Below are 18160 nucleotides of genomic sequence, written 5' to 3' on the forward strand. Positions count from 1 at the left end.
TCAGAATCACTGCGAGGATACCAGCAATGGCTGTTCTTCGAGGCGGAAATCCGGCTGCACCCCAAGGAGCGGCGCAGCACGGCGGATGATGTTGGAAAACATCGGTCCCGCATTCAGGCCGGCGGTGGCGCCCATGCCCGGCTTTTCAGGCTTGGGTTCGTCCACGATCGACAAAACGACATATTGCGGATCGTCGATCGGGAAGGCGCCAACAAAGGCGTTGAAGCGCACATCCTTGGAATAGCGGCCGTTCACGACCTTTTCCGCCGTGCCGGTCTTGCCGCCGATGCGGTAGCCGGGAACCGTGGCGCGCGTGGCCGAACCGCCCGTGCCCTTGGTGGCGTTGAGCTTGTAGAGATACCGCATCTCGTCGCTGGTCTGCTGGCTGACGACGCGCTTGGCACCGTCCATCGCCTGCTGCGGCGTGCGCGGCAGGAAGGTCGGGTTCATCAGGAAGCCGCCATTCATCAAGGCAACCACGCCGACAGCCGTTTGCAGCGGCGTCGTGGACATGCCGTGACCAAACGCGATCGTCATGGAATGCACCTTCTTCCAGACCTTGGGCTCGCTTGGGCGCGCCACTTCGGGAAGCTCGGTGTTCATGCGGTCGAGCAGGCCAAGCCGATGAATGAACTCGCGGTGGCCGTCGATGCCGACGATATCGGCCTCGTGGCCCGAACCGATGTTGGACGAGAAGATGAACACTTCCGGCAGGGTCAAAACGCGGTTCTTGCCGTGGAAATCGCGGATAGTCTGGTTGCCGAAGCGGAAGGGCTTGCTGGCGTCAACGGTGGAATTCAGGTTCATCTTGCCCGAATCCAGCGCCATCGCCGTGGTGAAGCTCTTGATCGTCGAACCCATCTCGTAGGTGCCGGCCGACATGCGGTTCAGGCGATCCTTGTCATGGGCATTGAAGGGGTTGTTCGGATCGAAATCCGGCACGGACGCCATCGCCAGCACTTCGCCGGTCTTGGCGTTGAGCACAACGGCACCGGCCGCAATCGCATGGTAGCGATCGAGCGCCTGGGTGATCTCGTCATGCACGATGTGCTGGACGCGCAGATCGATCGACAGCTGGAAGGGCGCGAGGTCCTTGGGCTGCGCCAGACCACTCGCCTGCAGATCGGCCAGGCCCTGGTCATCGATATACTTCTCCATGCCGGAGATGCCCTTGTTGTCGATGTTCACAAGGCCGATGATGTGGGCAGCGGTGGAACCGCCGGGATAGAAACGACGCTTTTCGGTGCGGAAGCCGAAGCCCGGCACGCCGAGATTCATGATGTCGGCCTGCTGCTTGGGCGTCAGCTGACGGCGCAGCCACACGAAGCCCGCGCCGCTCTTCAGCTTGTTGTAGGTCTGCTCGTAGTTGATGTCGGGCAGGATCGTGGCGAGCTTCTCGATGGCTTCATCGGCATCCACGATGCGGCGCGGTTCTGCAAACAAGGACGCCGTCTTGATGTCGGTCGCCAGAACTTCGCCGTTGCGATCAACGATGTCGGGACGCGAGGCGGTGACGCGTGACGCCGGACCTGAGCCCTCTTCCGGATCGGTCATGGCCAGATGCACCATGCGGCCGGACAAAGCGGCATAAAGGCCGAGGAACACGGCCATGGTCATCATCAGGCGCGGACGGGCGCGGCTGCCGAACGCCTTGCGCTCGCCATCCACCACGATGCCGCTGCCCAGTGCCGTGCTAGTCTTACCCTTACGCCATTTGCCGATCATGGTTTGATGGCTCCCGTGGAGGTCTTGTCGATGCGCTTGAGCATCTCGGCGATCGAATCGATGTTGGGATCCGGCACTTCCGGCGGGCGCTGCGGGATGGCGTCGAGCGTGACGATCTGCTGCGGCTCGACCGGCAGAAGATCGAGTTCGGTGGCATAGGTCTCGGTCAAGCGCTGCAGGCGCGCGGGCTGGGTCAGCAGGCTCCAATCCGCCTTGAGGATGGAGATCGTGTCTTCCTCGTAGCGGATCTGGCTTTCGGTCTTGGCCAAGAGGTCGAACTGGTTTTCGGCCTCGTGCTTGGTCTTGTAGGTGAAGGCCGCAGCCGCCACCATCAAGCCGATCATCACCATATCGGTGGCGCGGAACATCATGTCAGCGGTCCCTCTCGACCTGAATGTCGGGCAGCCTGGGCAGGCCGAACAGCGAAAAATCGGCAGGACGCGGATCGGCATCCGTGCGGCGCGCGGAACGCAGCCTTGCCGAACGCGCCCGCGGGTTGGTGTCTTCTTCCGCTTCCGATGGCGACACGGCCGGTGCCGGGCGCTCGAAGGTCAGCGTTTGGAGATTGACGGCGGGCAGATGGCGCGAGCCACCCGACTGGGTGGAGCGGTCGGCCAGGAAGCGTTTCACTATGCGGTCTTCCAGGGAATGGAAGCTGACCACAGCCAGAACGCCGCCCGGCTTCAACACGCGCTCGGCGGCAAACAGCGCCTTGGCGAGTTCGCCGAGCTCGTCGTTGACGAAGATCCGCAGACCCTGGAAACAACGGGTCGCCGGATGGATCTTCACCTTGGGATTACGGCCCACCAGCGTTTCGATCGCGTTGGCGAGATCGCGCGTACGCTCGAACGGCTGCACGGCGCGGCGCTGCTCGATCATGCGGGCAATACGGCTCGACTGCTTTTCTTCGCCGAGAATGCCGAAGATGCGGATGAGATCGGTGGTCTTGTAGGTGTTGACGACATCGGCAGCCGTGTTGCCGCTTTGCGCCATGCGCATGTCGAGCGGACCATCACCGCGAAAGGAAAAGCCGCGCTCGGCCTGATCGAGCTGCATCGAGGACACGCCGACATCCAGCACGATCCCATCCACCAGACCGTCGCCACCGGCGAGGCCTGCATGCGCGTCGAGGTTGGAGAACACGTCCTGCACGAGGCGCAAACGACCAGCGGCGCGCTCAACCAGCGTCTGCCCGGTCGCGATGGCGTCGGGATCGCGGTCGATGGCGATCACGTCGGCACCCGCATTCAGCAATGCGGTGGTGTAGCCGCCTGCGCCGAAGGTGCCGTCGATGAAGGTCTTGCCGGCTGCAGGCTGAAGCGCTGCCAGAACCTCCGCCAGGAGAACCGGGACATGGCGGGCGTGATCAGCTTCGATCGAACCGTGATCCGCACTCATGCCGAACGATCCTGGTTGATGGCCTGATTGATAGCCTGATCGCCATCCGCGCGGCGCTTGCGCGCCAGAAGCCGGGCGCGAACCGCCGCCGCATGGCTTTCCAGCTGCGAAGGCTCCCAGATCTGGAACCAGTTCCCACGACCCACAAAGGCCACGTCCGTCGTGATGCCGGTATGATCGCGCATGAAATCCGTCACGCTGATGCGCCCCTCGCTGTCGAAGCGCAGAAAGGCGCCGTCCCCATGATAAAAAAAGGAAAGATCGTCTGCCGTTTGCAGAAGCGGGTCTTCCCTTGCGATTCGCGCCTCGAACTGGTCCAGCAGATCCGGTCCGCCGACATCCAGTGCAGGCGTATCCAACGAGCGCAGCGCGTAGAGGTCGGAATAGCCGCGGCTCTGGATGATCTGCCGGAAGTGCGCGGGCACCGACACGCGATTTTTCGCGTCGATCCTGTTTACCGCGCTGGACAGAAACCGCTGCATGCCGCGCCGAAACCATTCCCCTGAAGCTGCCCGTCGTCCCGCCGACGCCGCAACCAACCCTTTCGCAACCGCCTGTTTTCACCCAGTTTTCAGACGCGACAGAACCCTCCAGCGGCCATTGCGGCAACCGGATCGCCTTCGCTTCCTGATGATACTGGGACAACAAACGAAACTGCATTTGGGATACCATGGGGCCCTATGGGCGTCAATGGGAACAGGGCTTTGTGGCTGGTGCGAGGCTGAGTCTGGACGTGCGTCTCCGTTTGATCAGGCAGTCCCCGTTTATCCGCCGTTAAGGCTAACAAAGTGTTGCCAAGGGCAGAAAAGACGCGGCGCCCGGCGGCAAAAACTGCATCGCCGGCACGTGCCTCCCCAGCGGGGAAGATCGCGGTTGTCAGACATGAGGGAGATGAAATGCCAGCCGGCCTATAAGCCGGGTTCTGTATGGCCCCTGCCCGCAAAGGCAGAAACGTGGCGGCCATTCTTCTTGGGCGCATGTTGCCATGCGCCTCACGCAACCTACCCGGGTGACAAGGCTGGAAACCGCCCCGAAGGTTGCCCTTCGCGCCACCCCTATTCGGTCTTGCTCCCGGTTGGGTTTACCGTGCCGACCCTGTTGCCAGGCTCGCGGTGGGCTCTTACCCCACCCTTTCACCCTTACCTCGTTTAATACGGCCTTGCGACCGATCACCGAGGTGGTTTGCTTTCTGTGGCACTTTCCCTGGGGTCGCCCCCGCCGGCCGTTAGCCGGAACCGTGTTTCCCGGAGCCCGGACTTTCCTCAGCCACGACCTTTCGGTGCTTGCGGCTGCGGCCGCCCGGCCGGCTGGCAGTGCCTTAAAGGCCGACTGCCAGCGAAATGCAAGCCTTGGCCTGAACTCAGGCGCCGGCGAGCTTGCGCTTGACCTTGGCGCAGTAGGCTGCCGAGATCGGGTTCATGCGCTTTGCGGCGTGGCCGGCATTGTATTTCAGGATCGTGCCGCAGGTGGTGCCGCCGCCCAGATCATGCGCCTTAGCGAGATATTTCATACCGTACTTGATGTTGGTGTCCGGATCATAAAGCCCCTTGGTGCTGCCGGTATAACCGAGCATGCGGGCCGTTGCCGGCTTGATTTGCATCAGCCCGATTTCGCCCGCACTGCCGCGCGCATCCTGGCGGTAGTTGCTTTCAACGCTGATCACCGCATGGGCCAGGCTGACCGGAACGCCATAGGCCGAAGCATAGCGCGACACGATCGTGGAGAACTTGCGTCCCTTCACCACGGCCTTGGCCACAGCCTTTTCCGCCACGGGCTCCTTGCCGTCATCAAGCGAAATCGGCTTCACGCCCGGCAGAGCGGAGAACTTCTTCTTGCTCGAACGCTCAACGGCGGTGAGTGCCGGCCGATGCGCGTTGGCCGTGCCCTTGGCGGACACGGAGGCGACAACCGTCGATGCGGTGTCGTCGCCCTTGGCTTCGTTGCCAATCGAGCCGGTGGTCATGGTATCGACGCTTCTGGGGTTGAAGGCGCGACCACCTTCAGCCTGAGCAACAGAGAAAGAGGCAAAAGTCGATACGCCGGCGGCCAAGGCCACCGCAAACACGGTCCTGCTTGTCATTGAAACCTATATCTAATCTGACTGCCGGCGCATCAGCCGGCTTTACTGCACTGGCCGAGGGGGTCAGAACCCAGCCCGGCGTCGGATGAGTTGTGAGATGCCGGGAAAGGTTGCACGAAAAATGGCCCGAGAAGTAACGTTGATCGCGCCTCTGTAATATTCCGTGATCGCCTATGCGCGGGCTGTCGAGGTGCAGCCTCGTAGCAGTTGCTTGATTGTGGACCGCGTGGAGTGGTCGATCAGGCCATCAACCCGCACAGGCCGGAAGTGCCGCTGAAACGCTTCCACAACGATGCGCGTCGTCTCATCCAGAACACCGCTGACAGCGAGGCCATAGCCGTAATCGGCAAGCATTTGCTGGACTTCGGCGACCTGCGGAGAAGAAGAGCCAAGCGCAAGCGGGCAGTCGTCAGCGAGTGGTTCAGGTTGCACGAAATGGCCGATGCCGGCCGCGTGAAGCACAGCCCATGGAAACAGTTCGCCGGGATCGATCTTGCGGCCCGGGGCAACATCGGAATGCGCCAGAACGCGTTCGGGCGCGATCACGGAACGTGTCGCAATGTCGCGGCAGAGAGCGATGACGGACCTGATCTGGCAGTCCGGGAATGGCCGGTAGCCGAGAAAATGACCGGGATTGACGATCTCGATGCCCACAGAATGCGAATTTATATCCGCATTTCCGCCCCAAACGCTCCTTCCGGCGTGCCAGGCGCGATCGGCTTCACGCACCATCTGGACGACACACCCATCCTCATGAACGAGGTAATGGGACGACACTTCGCTCTCGGGCGCACACAGCCAGTCTTCGGCCGCCTGCCCCGTGATCATGCCGGTGTAATGAAGAATGATGAAGCTCGGCCGATCGCAGCCGCGGCGCTCGCCGAAGTTGGGCGACGGTCGAACGGTTGCGGCAGCGAAATCGGCCCGGAAGGCGCTCACGCCGGAACCTGACTCTTTTCGATCATCTCATAGGCGCTGTTGATAGCCGCCAGCCGGTTGGTGGCGATAGCGATGAAATCGGCCGGCATGCCACGCGCGATCAGCCGATCCGGATGGTTTTCGGCAACGAGCGTGCGGTAGCGCTTGCGCACGACCGGGAAGTCCGTGTTCGCCGGCAGATCGAGCACGGCATAGGGATCGGCGCCCAGCGGCCTAGCGTGACGCGCCAGCAGGCGTTCGAAGTGCAGCGCATCGATGCGGAAGATCTCGGCAACGCGGCTGAGATAGGCGACCTCGCGCTCATGCACGATGCCATCGGCTTCGGCGATAAAGAACAAACCGTCGAGGATGTCCTGCAGCAGGAGGCAGTTGTCATCGCCACTGCCGCACAGATTGGCGAGCTGACCGGCATAGACTTCGAAGCCGGCCGTGTCGGCCTGCGCCAGATTATAAAGGCGCTGGACGTTGCGCAGCTCATCCGGCGGGATCTCGAAGATCTTGTGAAAGGCGCGGACTTCGTCCTGCGTCACGACGCCGTCGGCGCGCGCCATCTTGGCGGACAAAGCGATCATGGCGATGGAAAAGCCGACCTGGCGCCGCAGCGTCGCATCGCCCACAAACATCGTGCGGATGGCTTCAAGCAGCGCGCCGATGCCCGAAGCACCGCGTGCCGGGAGGCTCATCAAAGCGGCGCCGAGCCGAGACCAGACCGAATCCATGTTCGACCTCTAACCGAATCGCCGTTCGAGCGGAAGCATCATCGGTTCTGACCGACGCAAACCGTAAACGACTGCCCAACGGGTAGCGACGAATGCCGTCGATCTTCCGAGGCGCATCCGAGCTAGGCGGCGACCGTGTTGAGCAATGTGTGGATCTCGTTCAAGGGCATGGGCCGACCGAACAGATAGCCCTGGCCTTCTTCACAGCCACGATCACGCAGGATGGTGGCGAGCTTCTGGCTTTCTATGCCTTCCGCCGTGATCGACAGGCCGAAGGTGCGGCCGAGAAACAAAACGGCATCCACGATCGCGCCGTCTTCCTTTGAACGCTCCAGATGCTCCACGAACTCACGATCGATCTTGAGCCGCGTAATCGGAAACTTCTTGAGCATGCTGAGCGAGGCATAGCCGGTGCCGAAGTCATCGAAGGCGACAGGGCAGCCGTGATCGCGCAGCCGCGTCAGGGTCGAGCGGATCGTGTCGTCGTCGTTGCGCAGGATCACGCGCTCGGTGACTTCAATTTCGTAGAGATGCGGCGCGACATGGTGCGTGGCGAGCGCTCTCTCGATTGTCGAGGCCACATCGCCATGAGCGAACTGGCGCGAGAAGAGGTTCACGGCAACACGGATCTGGTCACAGGCAGGGCGATGCCGGTTCAAGGCTGCGATATCGGCTGCGGCCCGGTCGATGACCCAGTCGCCGAGATGGCTGGCAATCGGGCTCTTCTTGACCACGGACAGAAAGGCAGCGGGCGCAAGCACGCCCTTTTCGGGATGACGCCAGCGCAGAAGCGCTTCCAGGCCAACGATGCGCCCGTCGTCGAGCCGGACCTGCGGCTGATAGAAGAGCTCGAACTCACCGGCCCGGACGGCGCGGCGAATGTCGGCATTGAGGTCGTGTTCCTGCCGCGCATCGTCCCGCAAAGCCGGCTTGAACAGGCAGGTGGTGCCGTTCAGCCCCGACTTTGCCTTCGACAAAGCAAGATCGGCCGAAAGCAGCAGGTCCGATCCAACGAGGCCGTGATCCGGCAAAAGCGCGATACCGATATGGGCGCTGAGCGCGACCTGCCCTTCGCCGATCTCGAATGGGCCTTCGAGTGCGTCCTGCAAGAGTTCGGCCACCGCGCCGATCGTTTCATGCGTTGCGTCGGGAACCACAACGGCGAGCTCCGTCGAAGTGCGGGCGATCATCTCGTCACCCGGCAGCACGCTGCGAAAACGCGTGGCGACTTCGCGCAGAAGCGTCCAGCCCCGATTGTTGGCATAAAGCTCGCCGGCTTCGCGCAGACCGTCGATCCACACCAGCATGAGGGCCGCCGATCGCTTGGCCGATGATAGAGCCAGCAGTTCGGCCGTGACCGATCGCCAGTTCGGCAGGCCCGTCAGCGGATCGTGGCGCGCTTCATATTCGAGCCGCTGGCGCTGGATCTTCTTTTCGGTGACTTCGCGGATGAGACCAAGGCTTCGCGCGGGCGGGTTGAGGCCATCGGCGATCAATGTTCCAATCGCTTCCATCCAGCGCACACTTTGCGTCCGCGGATCCACAACACGGAACTCGTGGCAAAAGTGCATGTCCGCTTGTACGGATTCATGCGAGGCGATCCCGGTGATCAGATGCCGATCCTCGTGATGCACGATCGCCAGAAGATCGTCCAAGGTCGTCACCGGCTTGTCCAGCTGGATGAACTGGGAAATCGAATTGGCGCCCCAAAGCTCGCCGGTTCGCAGATCGTGATCCCAGACACCGTAGCTGCCGCCCTGCAAAGCGAGGCGCAAGCGCTCCTCCGCCATGCGCGCCGTTGCTGCCGCGTCGAGTTCGCACTGGATGTTCTCGACGACCCCGATCCATTCCTCGACCGCGCCGGATGCACCACAAAGTGGCAATCCATGCGCCTTGTAGGCATGGTAACTGCCATCCGCCTGTTTGCCGCGGAAGCGCAGATCGAACGGCGTTCCGTCCTTCAGCGCTACGCTCCAGATTTCGAACAGGCCAGCGAGATCTTCAGGGTGGATCGCGGCCGGCCAGTTCTCGGCCGTGACATGGTTGCCGTCGGCGGTGTGCCAGCCATGTGTATCTCGCAGAACACCGTTTGCATCGGCTCGCCACACGCAGATGCGGCTCAGCTCCGCGACGGCGAGAGAAACACGGTCGCCCTCGGCAAGGCCGGCGTAATTGATGTTCATGCTGTCTTTCCGCTAGCAACGCCCCCCGCCGCGTCTTAATCTTAATTATATTAGCAAGTCACGAACAAAGTTCTTCTCACGGAAAAGTCATAGCGCGCCGACACGCAGGCCATCACGCATTTATCAGTGACTGCACCGCCAAACTGAGGCTAGAAGCGACGGCGTTGCTTCGAAACCGTGAAACCGGTCAAGACTTTGGTTACCATCTCGCGGCATTGATGGCCTTGGTTCAACGAGAGGAGCTGTTGTGGCTTTGAGACTTCCGATCCTGCGCAGCTTCCTGTGCCTGTCCATCCTGGGCTCAGTGGCGGCATGTTCGACCACGAGCTACGACTTCGGCGATTTGTCGCCGACCGCAACCAGCACCAGCACCACCTCGTTCCAGACCGGCCTCGCTTATCCGCGCTTCAACGATCGCAAGCCGCATCCCTGGGACAAGGCACTGGCGCCGACCTCCTATGCCATCCACGGCACGGATGTTTCCAAATATCAGGGACCGGTGGACTGGGGCATCGCTAGGGAAAGCGGCGTGTCCTTTGCCTTCATCAAGGCCACCGAAGGCGGCGACCGCCTCGACGACATGTTCGCCGCGCATTGGAGCCAAGCGAAAGCTTCCGGCATTCCGCGCGCCGCCTATCATTTCTATTATTTCTGCCGCACCGCGAAGGACCAGGCCGACTGGTACATCCGCAACGTGCCGAAGGAAAAGAATTCCCTGCCGCCCGTGCTCGACATGGAATGGAACCACCTGTCGCCGAGCTGCAAAAAGCGTCCGCCGGCTTCCGTGGTGCGCGCGGAAATGAAGATCTTCCTCGAGCGCCTGACCAAGCACTACGGCAAGAAGCCGATCATCTACACGTCGATCGACTTCTACGAAGACAACCGCCTCGACCTTTTCGAAGGCTATGACTGGTGGCTGCGCTCCGTCGCCGCGCACCCGCATGTGCGCTACGGCACCAAGGACTTCCTGTTCTGGCAATATACCGGCACTGGCAAGGTACCGGGCATCAAGGGCGACGCCGACATCAACGTGTTTAACGGCACTCAGAAAGAGTGGCACGCCTGGATAGCCAAGCATACGAGCTGAGCTAGGCGACAAGCCCGCTTCCTTTTGCTTTCACGGCCATGTTAGGTTTCCTTTCCGGGGAGTATCGGCATGGCCAGCAGCATCACCATCGATCTCGACGACGCTACCGAAGCGCTTCTCAACAAAGTGCTGTCGTCGTCGTCCGTGAGCGCGTCCCAATTGGTGCGCGAAGCATTGCTCGATCGCCTTGAAGAGATCGAAGATGCGCCGATCGTGACAGGGTTGGCTGAAGAAAGCGTCGTGCCGATTTCCAATGCCGAGGTCATGCGCAGGCTGCGGCTCGACCACTGAATGGCCGTCGTTCAATGGCATCCCCATGCCTTCAAGCAATTCGTCGAACTTGACCGCGCAGTTCAGACCCGCATCCAGCGCGTTCTAAACTCGCTCGAGGTGATGGACGACGTCAGATCAAGGCTGATCCCCTATCGTGCTGAGTTGGCGGGATACTGGAAGCTGCGCGTCGGTGACTACCGCCTAATCACCTCGCTGCGTGAACAGGATGGTCAAACCATCCTCGTGATCTACCTCGCACATCGTCGCGAGGTTTATGGATCGCGTGCGGTCGCGGCCACCAAGCGCAGGCAAACGGACTGAGGGTCAGTCCGCCATTGTTTCCAGACTTGCGAAGCCTTGCGGGGCGTCGCCTTCGTGGAAGGGTGTGTCGACCTGTACGAAGGTGTCGGGATAAAAGCCGTTGAAGCGGGTTCGCAAGGACAGCGAATAAGCGCCGATGTGGCCGATTTCGATCCAGTCGCCGGTGTCCACGGTTTCCGGAAGCCAGAACGGGCGTGACAGGATGTCGACGGAATCGCAGGTCGCGCCGCAGACCTTGAACGGCACGATCTTGTTTTCGTCGCCGTTGCGCTGGCGGATGGCCGGGTCGGGAAGGAAGCGGGCCGGCAGCGTGATCTTGCCGGTCCAGCTATCCGACAGCGACGCCCAGATGCCGTCGTTGATGTAAAGCCGGCGGCCCTTGCGCAGGAGAACACGCACGATCAGCGAGAAGGCGCGTGCGACGATGACGCGGCCAGGTTCGGCCACCAGCGGCATGTCGCCGAAGCCCCATTCGTTGATGTCGCCACGCAGCCGCCCCATCAGCTCGTCGAGCGAGGGCAGGTTTGGCGTCTTGCGATTGGGATCATGGCCGTATTCGGCCGGAAAGCCGCCGCCGACATCCAGTTCCGCCAGTTCAACATCGGCGCGGTTGCGCACCCAGTCGGCGGATGCCAGAGCGCGCTCATAGGTGTCCGGATCTTCGATCTGGCTGCCGACATGGAAGCATAGCCCGACCTTGTAGCCGGTACGGGCAAGACGCTGCAGCAGCTCCACCGCATGCGCCGGCCCTGCCCCGAACTTCTTGGACAGTTCGTAGGCCGCATGGCCCTTGGTCTGGAGCCGCACGAACACGGTCATCTGGCCGGGATCGATGTCGAGCGCGCGCACCACGCGGGTGAGCTTGGTGATCTCGTCCTCGTGATCCACCACGGTGACGCGGATGCCGTAGGTTTCGAGCGCAAGCTTGATGTCCGACTGCGCCTTGATCGGATGCATATAGAGCATCTCGGCATTGGGCGCGACGTTGCGAACCGCCTTGAACTCACCCGGAGAAGCCACGTCGAACGTGTCGATGCCAGCTTCCGCCAGCGTCTTTAGCACAAGCTCCTCGCCGTTGGTCTTCACGGCATAAGCGGTCTTGCCGGGAAAGAGCTCCATGAAGCGTTTGGCGTCTGCTTTCAGCACTTCGGGATGAAAACAGTAGATGGGATCGTCGGGACGCAGCTTCATGGCGGCATCCCGTGCGGTATCAAAACGCTGCATCAGATCAGGGTCGTCCTTGCTTCAAGTCCGGGCACTCACTGCCATGAACATAAAGCGCGGACGCAAAGCGTCGACCCTCATTTGCCGACGAGCCTGTTCAGGCAGCCGCTGCGGCAGACTGAACGGAGGCTGCTTCGGCCGATCGAATGCCGATCAGATGGCAGATGGCGAATGATAACTCGGCGCGGTTCATCGTGTAGAAATGGAAATCTTCTACGCCGCGCTCGATCAGATCCAGCACCTGTTCGGCGGCAACGGCAGCTGACACCAAAGCATGTGTCTGGCGATCCTCTTCCAGCCCTTCGAAGCGCTGCGCCACCCAGGCGGGGATCGTCGCGCCCGTGCGGCCGGCGAAATTGGCGACCTGGCGGAAGTTCTCTATCGGCAGGATGCCGGGAACGATTGGGATATAGACGCCAGCCTTGCGCGCGCGTTCGACGTAGCCTTCGTAGTCATCGTTTTCGAAGAAGAACTGCGTGATCGCGCGCGTTGCGCCCGCATCGACCTTGCGCTTGAGCATGTCGATGTCGGTGGCAAAATCCGGGCTTTCCGGATGCTTTTCCGGATAAGCGGAGACAGAAATGTCGGTGGCACCCTGGCGCTGCAGGGCGGCGGTGAGTTCGGCACCATTGGTGTAGCCATTGGGATGCGGCTCATAGGCAGCGCCCACGCCGGCACTCGGATCGCCGCGCAGCGCCACGAAGCGCGTGACACCGGCCTGAAGGAAACTTGCAATGACCTCGTCGACCTCGGCGCGCGAAGCATCGACGCAGGTCAGATGCGCGGCCGGTGCAAGGCCGGTTTCCGCGATGATGCGGCTGATGATGCGCAGCGTTCTTTCACGCGTCGAACCGCCAGCACCATAGGTCACGGAAACGAAATGCGGCTCGAGCGGTTCGAGACGCTTCACCGTGTTCCAAAGCTTGGCTTCCATCTCGGCGGTCTTCGGCGGGAAGAACTCGAACGAGACACGGATGCGGGCACCAAGATCCGGCCGGCGGGAAAAGTTGGGCTGGTTCATCAAACCGTCTCTCTTGCTGAATGGGCGGTTGTCGTATCGGCGATCAGGAGGCGGCGATCGCGACCGAGCCAAAGCTTGACCGTCAGGCCCTCGTTGCCGTTGTCGGGCGCGAAGCTGAGCGTGTCTTCAAGATCAAGCCCGGCCTCGGTCATCCAGTCCTCGATCTGCTTGTCTGCGAACCCGAGCCTGTTATGGGCATGCTCTTCACGCAGGAATTCGTGGCCGTGCGGCGCAAAGTCGACGATCACCAGCCGACCCGACGGGCGCAGCAGCCGGGCGGCTTCCTTGACCACGGAGGCCGGATCATCCAGGTAATGCAGCACCTGATGAACGGTAACGAGATCGAACGCATCGCGATCCACGGGCGGGGCATAAACATCGCCCTGACGCACCTGCGCATTGGTGATGCCGGCGCGCTCCAGATTGGCGCGGGCGACGGCCAGCATCTCACGCGACATGTCGATGCCGACTGCGCGGCGATAAAGCGGCGCGAAGAGTTCGAGCAGCCGGCCGGTGCCGGTGCCGAGATCAACCATCGACTGGAAAGGACGCGTGCCGATGAGCTCGAGCAAGGCGGCTTCCACTGCCTTGTCCGGCACATGCAGCGAGCGGATCTGATCCCAGCTCGAAGCGTTGGAACGAAAATAATGCGTCGCCTTTTCCTGCCGCTTCTGGCGCACGCCAAACAAGCGCTCGATGTCGCGCTCGACCAGCGGATCGTCATCGGCGATGCGAGCAAGGAGACCGAGGATCAGCTCACGCGCGCCATCGGATTCGGCCAGCCGGAAGAACGCCCAGGAGCCTTCCTGATAGCGATCCACCAGCCCCGCTTCCTGCAAAAGCTTGAGGTGGCGCGACACGCGAGGCTGCGACTGGTTGAGGATCGCCGTAAGATCGCTGACGGTGAGATCGCCGGAGGCCAGCAGAAACAGGATCCGCAAACGGCTGGATTCGGCCGCCGCCTTCAACGTATCTACAAGGGTCAGCAGTTCGAGCTTGTCGCCCATGGGATCGGCGCCTCCGAATGGAGCAATAGACATAAAGATATGTTTATGTGGATGATGAGCCGATTGCAACTGCTAACGTCGCGGGGAAAGCAGAAAATGACGCATGATCCTGATGGCTGGCAGGCGAACGGCATGAGGACCGCCCTCCCCGCCATCGCGCGGCGGTATCTCGGCTGATGCCGCGCTTTGCTACGGGCCGGCATAAGGCCATCGCAAAGGCGCTGACGCTGCTTCTGCCCGGCGCGCCCTATGCCGATATCGACGCGATCCGCACCGAAGCGAGCCAGCGGCGCATGGCCGATCTGCCGCCGTCGATCGCCGTGTGGCTGACGACGCTCGCGCATGTGCGCCATCAGCATACCGAGTATGACGCGCTGATGGATGAAGGCTACGACCGCGATGCCGCGCGCTTCTTCGTGCTGGATGCCGTCAACGAGGTTCTGACACGTTGGCGCGCCACGCGGCTGCTCGATCCCGACGACGAGGGCTGACGCGCGGTGAATGCCCTGCCCCTTGAAGCAGAGCGAGGAGGACGCATCTACGCGAGTGCGGCCCCGCCGCTTTTCACACATCATCGATTTCTGCCGCGCCTTATCTTCAGGCGCGACGCTCAGAAAGGCCTTTCATCATGGCATCATCGAAAGTCTGGTTCATCACGGGATCATCCAAGGGCTTCGGCCGCATCTGGTCGCAAGCCGCTCTTGCGCGCGGCGACAAGGTTGCCGCGACGGCGCGTGATACCGCCACGCTTCAGCCGCTGGTCGACCAATATGGCGCCGACAATGTTCTGGCGTTGAAGCTGGACGTCACCGACAAGGCGCAGGTGGACGCCACCATCGCGCAAGCCAAAGCCAAGTTCGGCCGGCTCGACATCGTCGTCAACAATGCCGGCTATGGCTTGTTCGGCGCGATCGAGGAAGTCTCGGAAGAAGACGCCCGCGCCCAGATCGAAACCAATGTGTTCGGCGCTCTTTGGGTGACACAGGCCGCCTTGCCGATCATGCGCGAGCAAAAGAGCGGCCACATCATCCAGGTGTCGTCGATCGGCGGCGTCAACGCGTTCCAGAATGTCGGGCTTTATCACGCCTCGAAATGGGCGCTGGAAGGCTTCAGCCAAACGCTGTCGCAGGAAGTGGCCGGGTTCGGCATCCATGTGACGATCGTCGAGCCGTCGGGCTTCTCGACCGACTGGGGTGGCGCTTCGGCCTCGCATTCGAAGACGCTGCCGGCTTATGAAGGCGTGCGCGACAACAGCAAGGCGCGCCGCGGCAAGGCGGTCGCTGGCGATCCGGAAGCCACCGGCGAAGCGATCCTGCGGGTCGTGGACGCCGCCGAACCGCCGCTGCGCGTGTTCTTCGGCGATGTCGGCCTGCCGATGATCAAAGAAGAATATGCCAAGCGCATCGCGCTTTGGGAGGAATGGGACGACGTCGCGGTTCTTGCCCAGGGTGCGGGCAGCAACCGCAAGGGCTGATCGCGTCTAATAGACCCACTGTTCGGGCAGGCGAAGCGAGACCGTTTCGCCTGCCGAGATCGTGCCGGGCTTTTCCACCCAGGCGACGAGCCCGCGCCGGCGCTTGGCGATTTTGGGAAACAACAAGGACGCGCCGTGGACGTCGGCCATGCCGGCTTGTTCGCCGACCGATCGGCCGGCGAGCTTGCAGGGCTGGTTCTGGCTGTCGACCTTCAGCGTCACGCCATAACGAAAGAACATCAACGTTCCCGCAGGCAGCATGGACAGATGCGGCACGCCTTCCATCAGGATGTTGGCGCCGATCCATTCGCAACGCACCTCCGGCAAACCCATACCTTGGGCGATCTCGCTCATCTCGTCGGGCGCAACAATCGACAGCTGGCGTTCGTTGCGCATCTCCGTGCCGCGCGCATACCAGGGCTCGCGGCCGCCCGAGCGCCGCGTGATGCCCTGGTGAAAATCGCCGGTGATACCCTCAAAGGTCAGATCCAGCCGATCAACCGCCTGCGTGACGAAGGTGCGCTCCGGCGCAGCGAACAGACCGGCCACCTGGCCGTAGATCGTGCGGCCGGGCTGGATTTTGATGTCGTCGAGAGTGCGCGGAAACAGGTCGTGCATGAAAGAAGCGTTCCGGTTGTGCGAGCGCCAGCCATGAAGCGGCAACGCCCTGCTGTCCAGCCAATTGGGCTGAACAACCCATCAGCCAATCATGTGGATCAAAGCCGGCGCAGCAGCGCGCCGCCAATGGAGTAGCCCGCGCCAAAGGCGCAGATCAGGCCGAAATCCCCGGTTTTCATGTCGTGCCGGTTTTGTTCGAGCGCGACGATCGCACCAGCAGCGGCCGTGTTGCCGTGCTCGCCGAGGATGATCGGAGCGCGGTCGTGATCCACATCATGGCCGAACGCCATGCGCAGGATCATGCCGTTCATGCGCGCATTGGCCTGATGCAGCCAGAAGCGGCGCATATCCTCGGGCGTCTGACCGTGATCTCTCAAAAAGTCGAGGATGAACTCGTGGCCGGCATGGGTGACTTCCTTGAACACCTTGTTGCCGGCCTGCTTGATCAACAGCCCTTCCATGTCGAGCACCGACGCGTTGCCCTGAGTGAGCCGTGCGAGATAGCCGAAGTTGGAGCGGATATTGCTGGAAAACTGCGTCCACAGGCGGGTGTCCAAGACCTCAAAGCAGTTTTCCCGCTCTTCCCCTTCTTCCAGCGCTTCCACCAGCATGGACACCGACGCATCGCCGAAGATGAAATGCGTTTGCCGGTCGCGGAAGTTGAGATGGCCGGTGATCAGTTCGGGCGTGCAAACCAGAACGCGCTTCTGCGCGCCGGAGCGCACGAGGTTGAAGGCCATGTGGAGGCCTCCCGCCGCGGACGAGCAGCCGAGGCTGAGGTCAATCGCGGACCCCGGCGTGCCCAGCACCTGCTGGATCTCGATGCCAACAGCCGGATACATGCGCTGCAGATGCGAAGACGCGCAGATGATCATGTCGACATCGTCCGCCGCCCTGCCCGCATCCGCCAGCGCCTTGCGCGCGGACGCAGCACCGAACTCGGCCTGGACGGAAGTCTCATGGTCTTCGCGCTGCGGCATCACCGGCGACATACGATCGATGTCGAGCACGCCTTCGGGATAAAGCACGCGGCGGGCGCGAATGCCGGATGCGTGTTCGATAAAGGCGCTGGTGGAACCGGGCAGCGGCGGCTCGCCGCGCTCGGTGCGGCCGATATTCTCGCGCTCGGTCCAGGCATTAAAGGATGCCACCAGTTCATCATTGCTGATGGAGGCCGTCGGGATGTCGGCCCCGATGCCGCTGATGACCACGCGCTTCATGCTTGTTTTTCCTGACCTCGCGCCGGTCCTGGACACAAGCGCAAGCTAATTCATGTCAGGCTCATTTAAGCGGCTTTAACCATATGACGCAATGCAGCATCAGGTCTTGCGAGCGACTATAAACAAGCGGGGAAAGCGCAGTAGCCGCGTGCCGTCAATTGTCGGCGAATAAGTGGCGTCGATCGCGGCCTGGTAGGCATGAAGAAACTGATCTTGTTCCGTTTGGTCGAGCGGAGCGAGGAACGGGCGCAAGCCTGTGCTCTTCACCCATTCCACAATCGCCGCCGCATCCTTCATGGGGTGGTTGTAGATCGTGTGCCAGATATCGACGGACGCGCCACAGGCGGTCAGCGCGTCATAATAGCTGGAAACGGGCAGCAGCGGATCGCGCGCCGCTTCCGTGAGCTTGGCAGCGAACGGCATAGCACGCGCGGTTTCGCTCATCAGCCGATGGGTCGGTTCGCCAAGATTGTCCGGCATCTGCACGGCCAGCACGGCACCGGCTTTCATGCCGCTCAGGATGCGGGCAAGCACCTGCCGGTGATCGGGCAGCCACTGAAAGATGGCGTTGGCGAACACGACATCGGTATCGCCGTCCGGCATCCATGTGCCCGCGTCGCCCTCAAAGAAGGCCACATCCGGCAACCGCTTGCGGGCATCCGCCAGCATCGCCGGCGACGTGTCGAAGCCGCTGACTTCGGCTTGAGGCCAGCGGGCAACGAGGAGTTCGGTGGAATTGCCTGGCCCGCAGCCGATATCGACGACGCGGCGGGCATCGTCGGTCGGGATCTGGGCCAGGAGATCACGCGCAGGCCGCGTGCGCTCATCGGCATAAAGCAGATACTGCGCCGCAGACCAGTCGCGTGTCATG

At 62.0% G+C, this 18160-nt stretch carries 19 protein-coding genes and 1 other RNA gene; 5 read left to right on the forward strand and 15 right to left on the reverse strand.

Annotated features, from left to right (window positions below):
• Positions 1 to 6 precede the first annotated feature (6 nt).
• From JYU29_RS09535 to JYU29_RS09575, 9 genes are all read right to left on the reverse strand, one after another.
• The gene (locus JYU29_RS09535; protein ID WP_213984574.1) at positions 7 to 1725 is read right to left on the reverse strand and encodes a peptidoglycan D,D-transpeptidase FtsI family protein; all 1719 of its coding nucleotides are present in this window, start codon (positions 1723 to 1725) and stop codon (positions 7 to 9) included.
• Positions 1722 to 2096, reverse strand: coding sequence for a cell division protein FtsL (gene ftsL, locus JYU29_RS09540; protein WP_431192845.1), 375 nt, complete (start codon positions 2094 to 2096; stop codon positions 1722 to 1724). The genes JYU29_RS09535 and ftsL overlap by 4 nt, the downstream gene beginning before the upstream one ends.
• Before the next feature lies 1 nt (position 2097).
• On the reverse strand, positions 2098 to 3123 hold the full coding sequence (gene rsmH, locus JYU29_RS09545; protein ID WP_213984575.1) for a 16S rRNA (cytosine(1402)-N(4))-methyltransferase RsmH: 1026 nt from the start codon (positions 3121 to 3123) through the stop codon (positions 2098 to 2100).
• Positions 3120 to 3605, reverse strand: a complete 486-nt coding sequence (mraZ, locus tag JYU29_RS09550) for a division/cell wall cluster transcriptional repressor MraZ (protein ID WP_213984576.1) — start codon at positions 3603 to 3605, stop codon at positions 3120 to 3122. Before mraZ ends, rsmH begins: the two co-directional genes overlap by 4 nt.
• Positions 3606 to 4018: 413 nt before the next feature.
• An RNA gene (gene rnpB, locus JYU29_RS09555) (RNase P RNA component class A) lies at positions 4019 to 4434 on the reverse strand.
• Positions 4435 to 4483: 49 nt separating this feature from the next.
• Positions 4484 to 5203, reverse strand: a complete 720-nt coding sequence (locus JYU29_RS09560; RefSeq protein ID WP_213984577.1) for a lytic transglycosylase domain-containing protein — start codon at positions 5201 to 5203, stop codon at positions 4484 to 4486.
• A gap of 171 nt (positions 5204 to 5374) precedes the next feature.
• Positions 5375 to 6142, reverse strand: coding sequence for an N-acetylmuramoyl-L-alanine amidase (locus JYU29_RS09565; RefSeq protein WP_213984578.1), 768 nt, complete (start codon positions 6140 to 6142; stop codon positions 5375 to 5377).
• On the reverse strand, positions 6139 to 6825 hold the full coding sequence (locus JYU29_RS09570) for a J domain-containing protein (protein WP_250157325.1): 687 nt from the start codon (positions 6823 to 6825) through the stop codon (positions 6139 to 6141). Before JYU29_RS09570 ends, JYU29_RS09565 begins: the two co-directional genes overlap by 4 nt.
• 158 nt (positions 6826 to 6983) lie before the next feature.
• Complete coding sequence (locus tag JYU29_RS09575) at positions 6984 to 9044, reverse strand: putative bifunctional diguanylate cyclase/phosphodiesterase (protein WP_213984580.1); 2061 nt, start codon at positions 9042 to 9044, stop codon at positions 6984 to 6986.
• Between the two features lie 268 nt (positions 9045 to 9312).
• Between JYU29_RS09575 and JYU29_RS09580 the strand changes: the two genes are divergently transcribed.
• The 3 genes from JYU29_RS09580 (at position 9313) to JYU29_RS09590 (ending at position 10725) form a co-directional block, all read left to right on the forward strand.
• Entirely contained in the window at positions 9313 to 10131 is an 819-nt protein-coding gene (locus JYU29_RS09580) for a glycoside hydrolase family 25 protein (protein ID WP_213985018.1), read from the forward strand.
• A gap of 69 nt (positions 10132 to 10200) precedes the next feature.
• A complete protein-coding gene (locus JYU29_RS09585; RefSeq protein ID WP_213984581.1) occupies positions 10201 to 10422 on the forward strand; it encodes a DUF6290 family protein in 222 nt (73 codons plus the stop codon).
• Complete coding sequence (locus tag JYU29_RS09590) at positions 10423 to 10725, forward strand: type II toxin-antitoxin system RelE family toxin (RefSeq protein WP_213984582.1); 303 nt, start codon at positions 10423 to 10425, stop codon at positions 10723 to 10725.
• 3 nt (positions 10726 to 10728) lie between these two features.
• Here JYU29_RS09590 and JYU29_RS09595 read toward each other — a convergent pair whose 3' ends face one another.
• The 3 genes from JYU29_RS09595 to JYU29_RS09605 all read right to left on the reverse strand — a co-directional run bounded on the left by JYU29_RS09595 (position 10729) and on the right by JYU29_RS09605 (position 13977).
• On the reverse strand, positions 10729 to 11949 hold the full coding sequence (locus tag JYU29_RS09595; protein ID WP_213984583.1) for an alanine racemase: 1221 nt from the start codon (positions 11947 to 11949) through the stop codon (positions 10729 to 10731).
• Positions 11950 to 12046: 97 nt separating this feature from the next.
• Positions 12047 to 12970 (reverse strand): methylenetetrahydrofolate reductase [NAD(P)H], encoded by a 924-nt coding sequence (gene metF, locus JYU29_RS09600; protein WP_213984584.1) that lies wholly within the window; start codon positions 12968 to 12970, stop codon positions 12047 to 12049.
• A complete protein-coding gene (locus JYU29_RS09605) occupies positions 12970 to 13977 on the reverse strand; it encodes an ArsR/SmtB family transcription factor (protein WP_213984585.1) in 1008 nt (335 codons plus the stop codon). Before JYU29_RS09605 ends, metF begins: the two co-directional genes overlap by 1 nt.
• Positions 13978 to 14153: 176 nt before the next feature.
• On the opposite strand from JYU29_RS09605, the gene JYU29_RS09610 reads away from it, so the two are divergent.
• Together JYU29_RS09610 and JYU29_RS09615 are read left to right on the forward strand one after the other, a co-directional pair.
• Positions 14154 to 14468, forward strand: coding sequence for a DUF2293 domain-containing protein (locus JYU29_RS09610; RefSeq protein WP_213984586.1), 315 nt, complete (start codon positions 14154 to 14156; stop codon positions 14466 to 14468).
• A 137-nt stretch (positions 14469 to 14605) separates the two neighbouring features.
• Positions 14606 to 15451: an SDR family oxidoreductase gene (locus tag JYU29_RS09615; protein WP_213984587.1), complete on the forward strand. Its 846-nt coding sequence runs from the start codon at positions 14606 to 14608 to the stop codon at positions 15449 to 15451.
• 6 nt (positions 15452 to 15457) lie between these two features.
• On the opposite strand, the gene JYU29_RS09620 is transcribed toward JYU29_RS09615, so the two are convergent.
• The 3 genes from JYU29_RS09620 to tam form a co-directional block, all read right to left on the reverse strand.
• Complete coding sequence (locus tag JYU29_RS09620) at positions 15458 to 16069, reverse strand: MOSC domain-containing protein (RefSeq protein WP_213984588.1); 612 nt, start codon at positions 16067 to 16069, stop codon at positions 15458 to 15460.
• Positions 16070 to 16167: 98 nt separating this feature from the next.
• Positions 16168 to 17289, reverse strand: a complete 1122-nt coding sequence (locus JYU29_RS09625; RefSeq protein ID WP_213984589.1) for a beta-ketoacyl-ACP synthase III — start codon at positions 17287 to 17289, stop codon at positions 16168 to 16170.
• Between the two features lie 99 nt (positions 17290 to 17388).
• Positions 17389 to 18159: a trans-aconitate 2-methyltransferase gene (gene tam / locus JYU29_RS09630; protein ID WP_213984590.1), complete on the reverse strand. Its 771-nt coding sequence runs from the start codon at positions 18157 to 18159 to the stop codon at positions 17389 to 17391.
• Position 18160 lies beyond the last annotated feature (1 nt).

Origin of the sequence: Tianweitania aestuarii, from assembly GCF_018457165.1 — a bacterium.
Classification (GTDB): Bacteria; Pseudomonadota; Alphaproteobacteria; order Rhizobiales; family Rhizobiaceae; genus Tianweitania; species Tianweitania aestuarii.

Bases quoted from the DNA above. Each gene is read 5' to 3' on its own strand.
- mraZ (WP_213984576.1), bottom strand. From the start codon at position 3,605: ATGCAGCGGTTTCTGTCCAGCGCGGTAAACAGGATCGACGCGAAAAAT.
- ftsL (WP_431192845.1), bottom strand. From the start codon at position 2,096: ATGATGTTCCGCGCCACCGATATGGTGATGATCGGCTTGATGGTGGCG.
- JYU29_RS09590 (WP_213984582.1), top strand. From the start codon at position 10,423: ATGGCCGTCGTTCAATGGCATCCCCATGCCTTCAAGCAATTCGTCGAA.
- JYU29_RS09570 (WP_250157325.1), bottom strand. From the start codon at position 6,825: ATGAGCCTCCCGGCACGCGGTGCTTCGGGCATCGGCGCGCTGCTTGAA.
- JYU29_RS09625 (WP_213984589.1), bottom strand. From the start codon at position 17,289: ATGAAGCGCGTGGTCATCAGCGGCATCGGGGCCGACATCCCGACGGCC.
- rsmH (WP_213984575.1), bottom strand. From the start codon at position 3,123: ATGAGTGCGGATCACGGTTCGATCGAAGCTGATCACGCCCGCCATGTC.
- JYU29_RS09610 (WP_213984586.1), top strand. From the start codon at position 14,154: ATGCCGCGCTTTGCTACGGGCCGGCATAAGGCCATCGCAAAGGCGCTG.
- JYU29_RS09605 (WP_213984585.1), bottom strand. From the start codon at position 13,977: ATGGGCGACAAGCTCGAACTGCTGACCCTTGTAGATACGTTGAAGGCG.
- JYU29_RS09595 (WP_213984583.1), bottom strand. From the start codon at position 11,949: ATGCAGCGTTTTGATACCGCACGGGATGCCGCCATGAAGCTGCGTCCC.
- JYU29_RS09615 (WP_213984587.1), top strand. From the start codon at position 14,606: ATGGCATCATCGAAAGTCTGGTTCATCACGGGATCATCCAAGGGCTTC.
- JYU29_RS09620 (WP_213984588.1), bottom strand. From the start codon at position 16,069: ATGCACGACCTGTTTCCGCGCACTCTCGACGACATCAAAATCCAGCCC.
- JYU29_RS09575 (WP_213984580.1), bottom strand. From the start codon at position 9,044: ATGAACATCAATTACGCCGGCCTTGCCGAGGGCGACCGTGTTTCTCTC.
- JYU29_RS09560 (WP_213984577.1), bottom strand. From the start codon at position 5,203: ATGACAAGCAGGACCGTGTTTGCGGTGGCCTTGGCCGCCGGCGTATCG.
- JYU29_RS09535 (WP_213984574.1), bottom strand. From the start codon at position 1,725: ATGATCGGCAAATGGCGTAAGGGTAAGACTAGCACGGCACTGGGCAGC.
- tam (WP_213984590.1), bottom strand. From the start codon at position 18,159: ATGACACGCGACTGGTCTGCGGCGCAGTATCTGCTTTATGCCGATGAG.
- JYU29_RS09585 (WP_213984581.1), top strand. From the start codon at position 10,201: ATGGCCAGCAGCATCACCATCGATCTCGACGACGCTACCGAAGCGCTT.
- metF (WP_213984584.1), bottom strand. From the start codon at position 12,970: ATGAACCAGCCCAACTTTTCCCGCCGGCCGGATCTTGGTGCCCGCATC.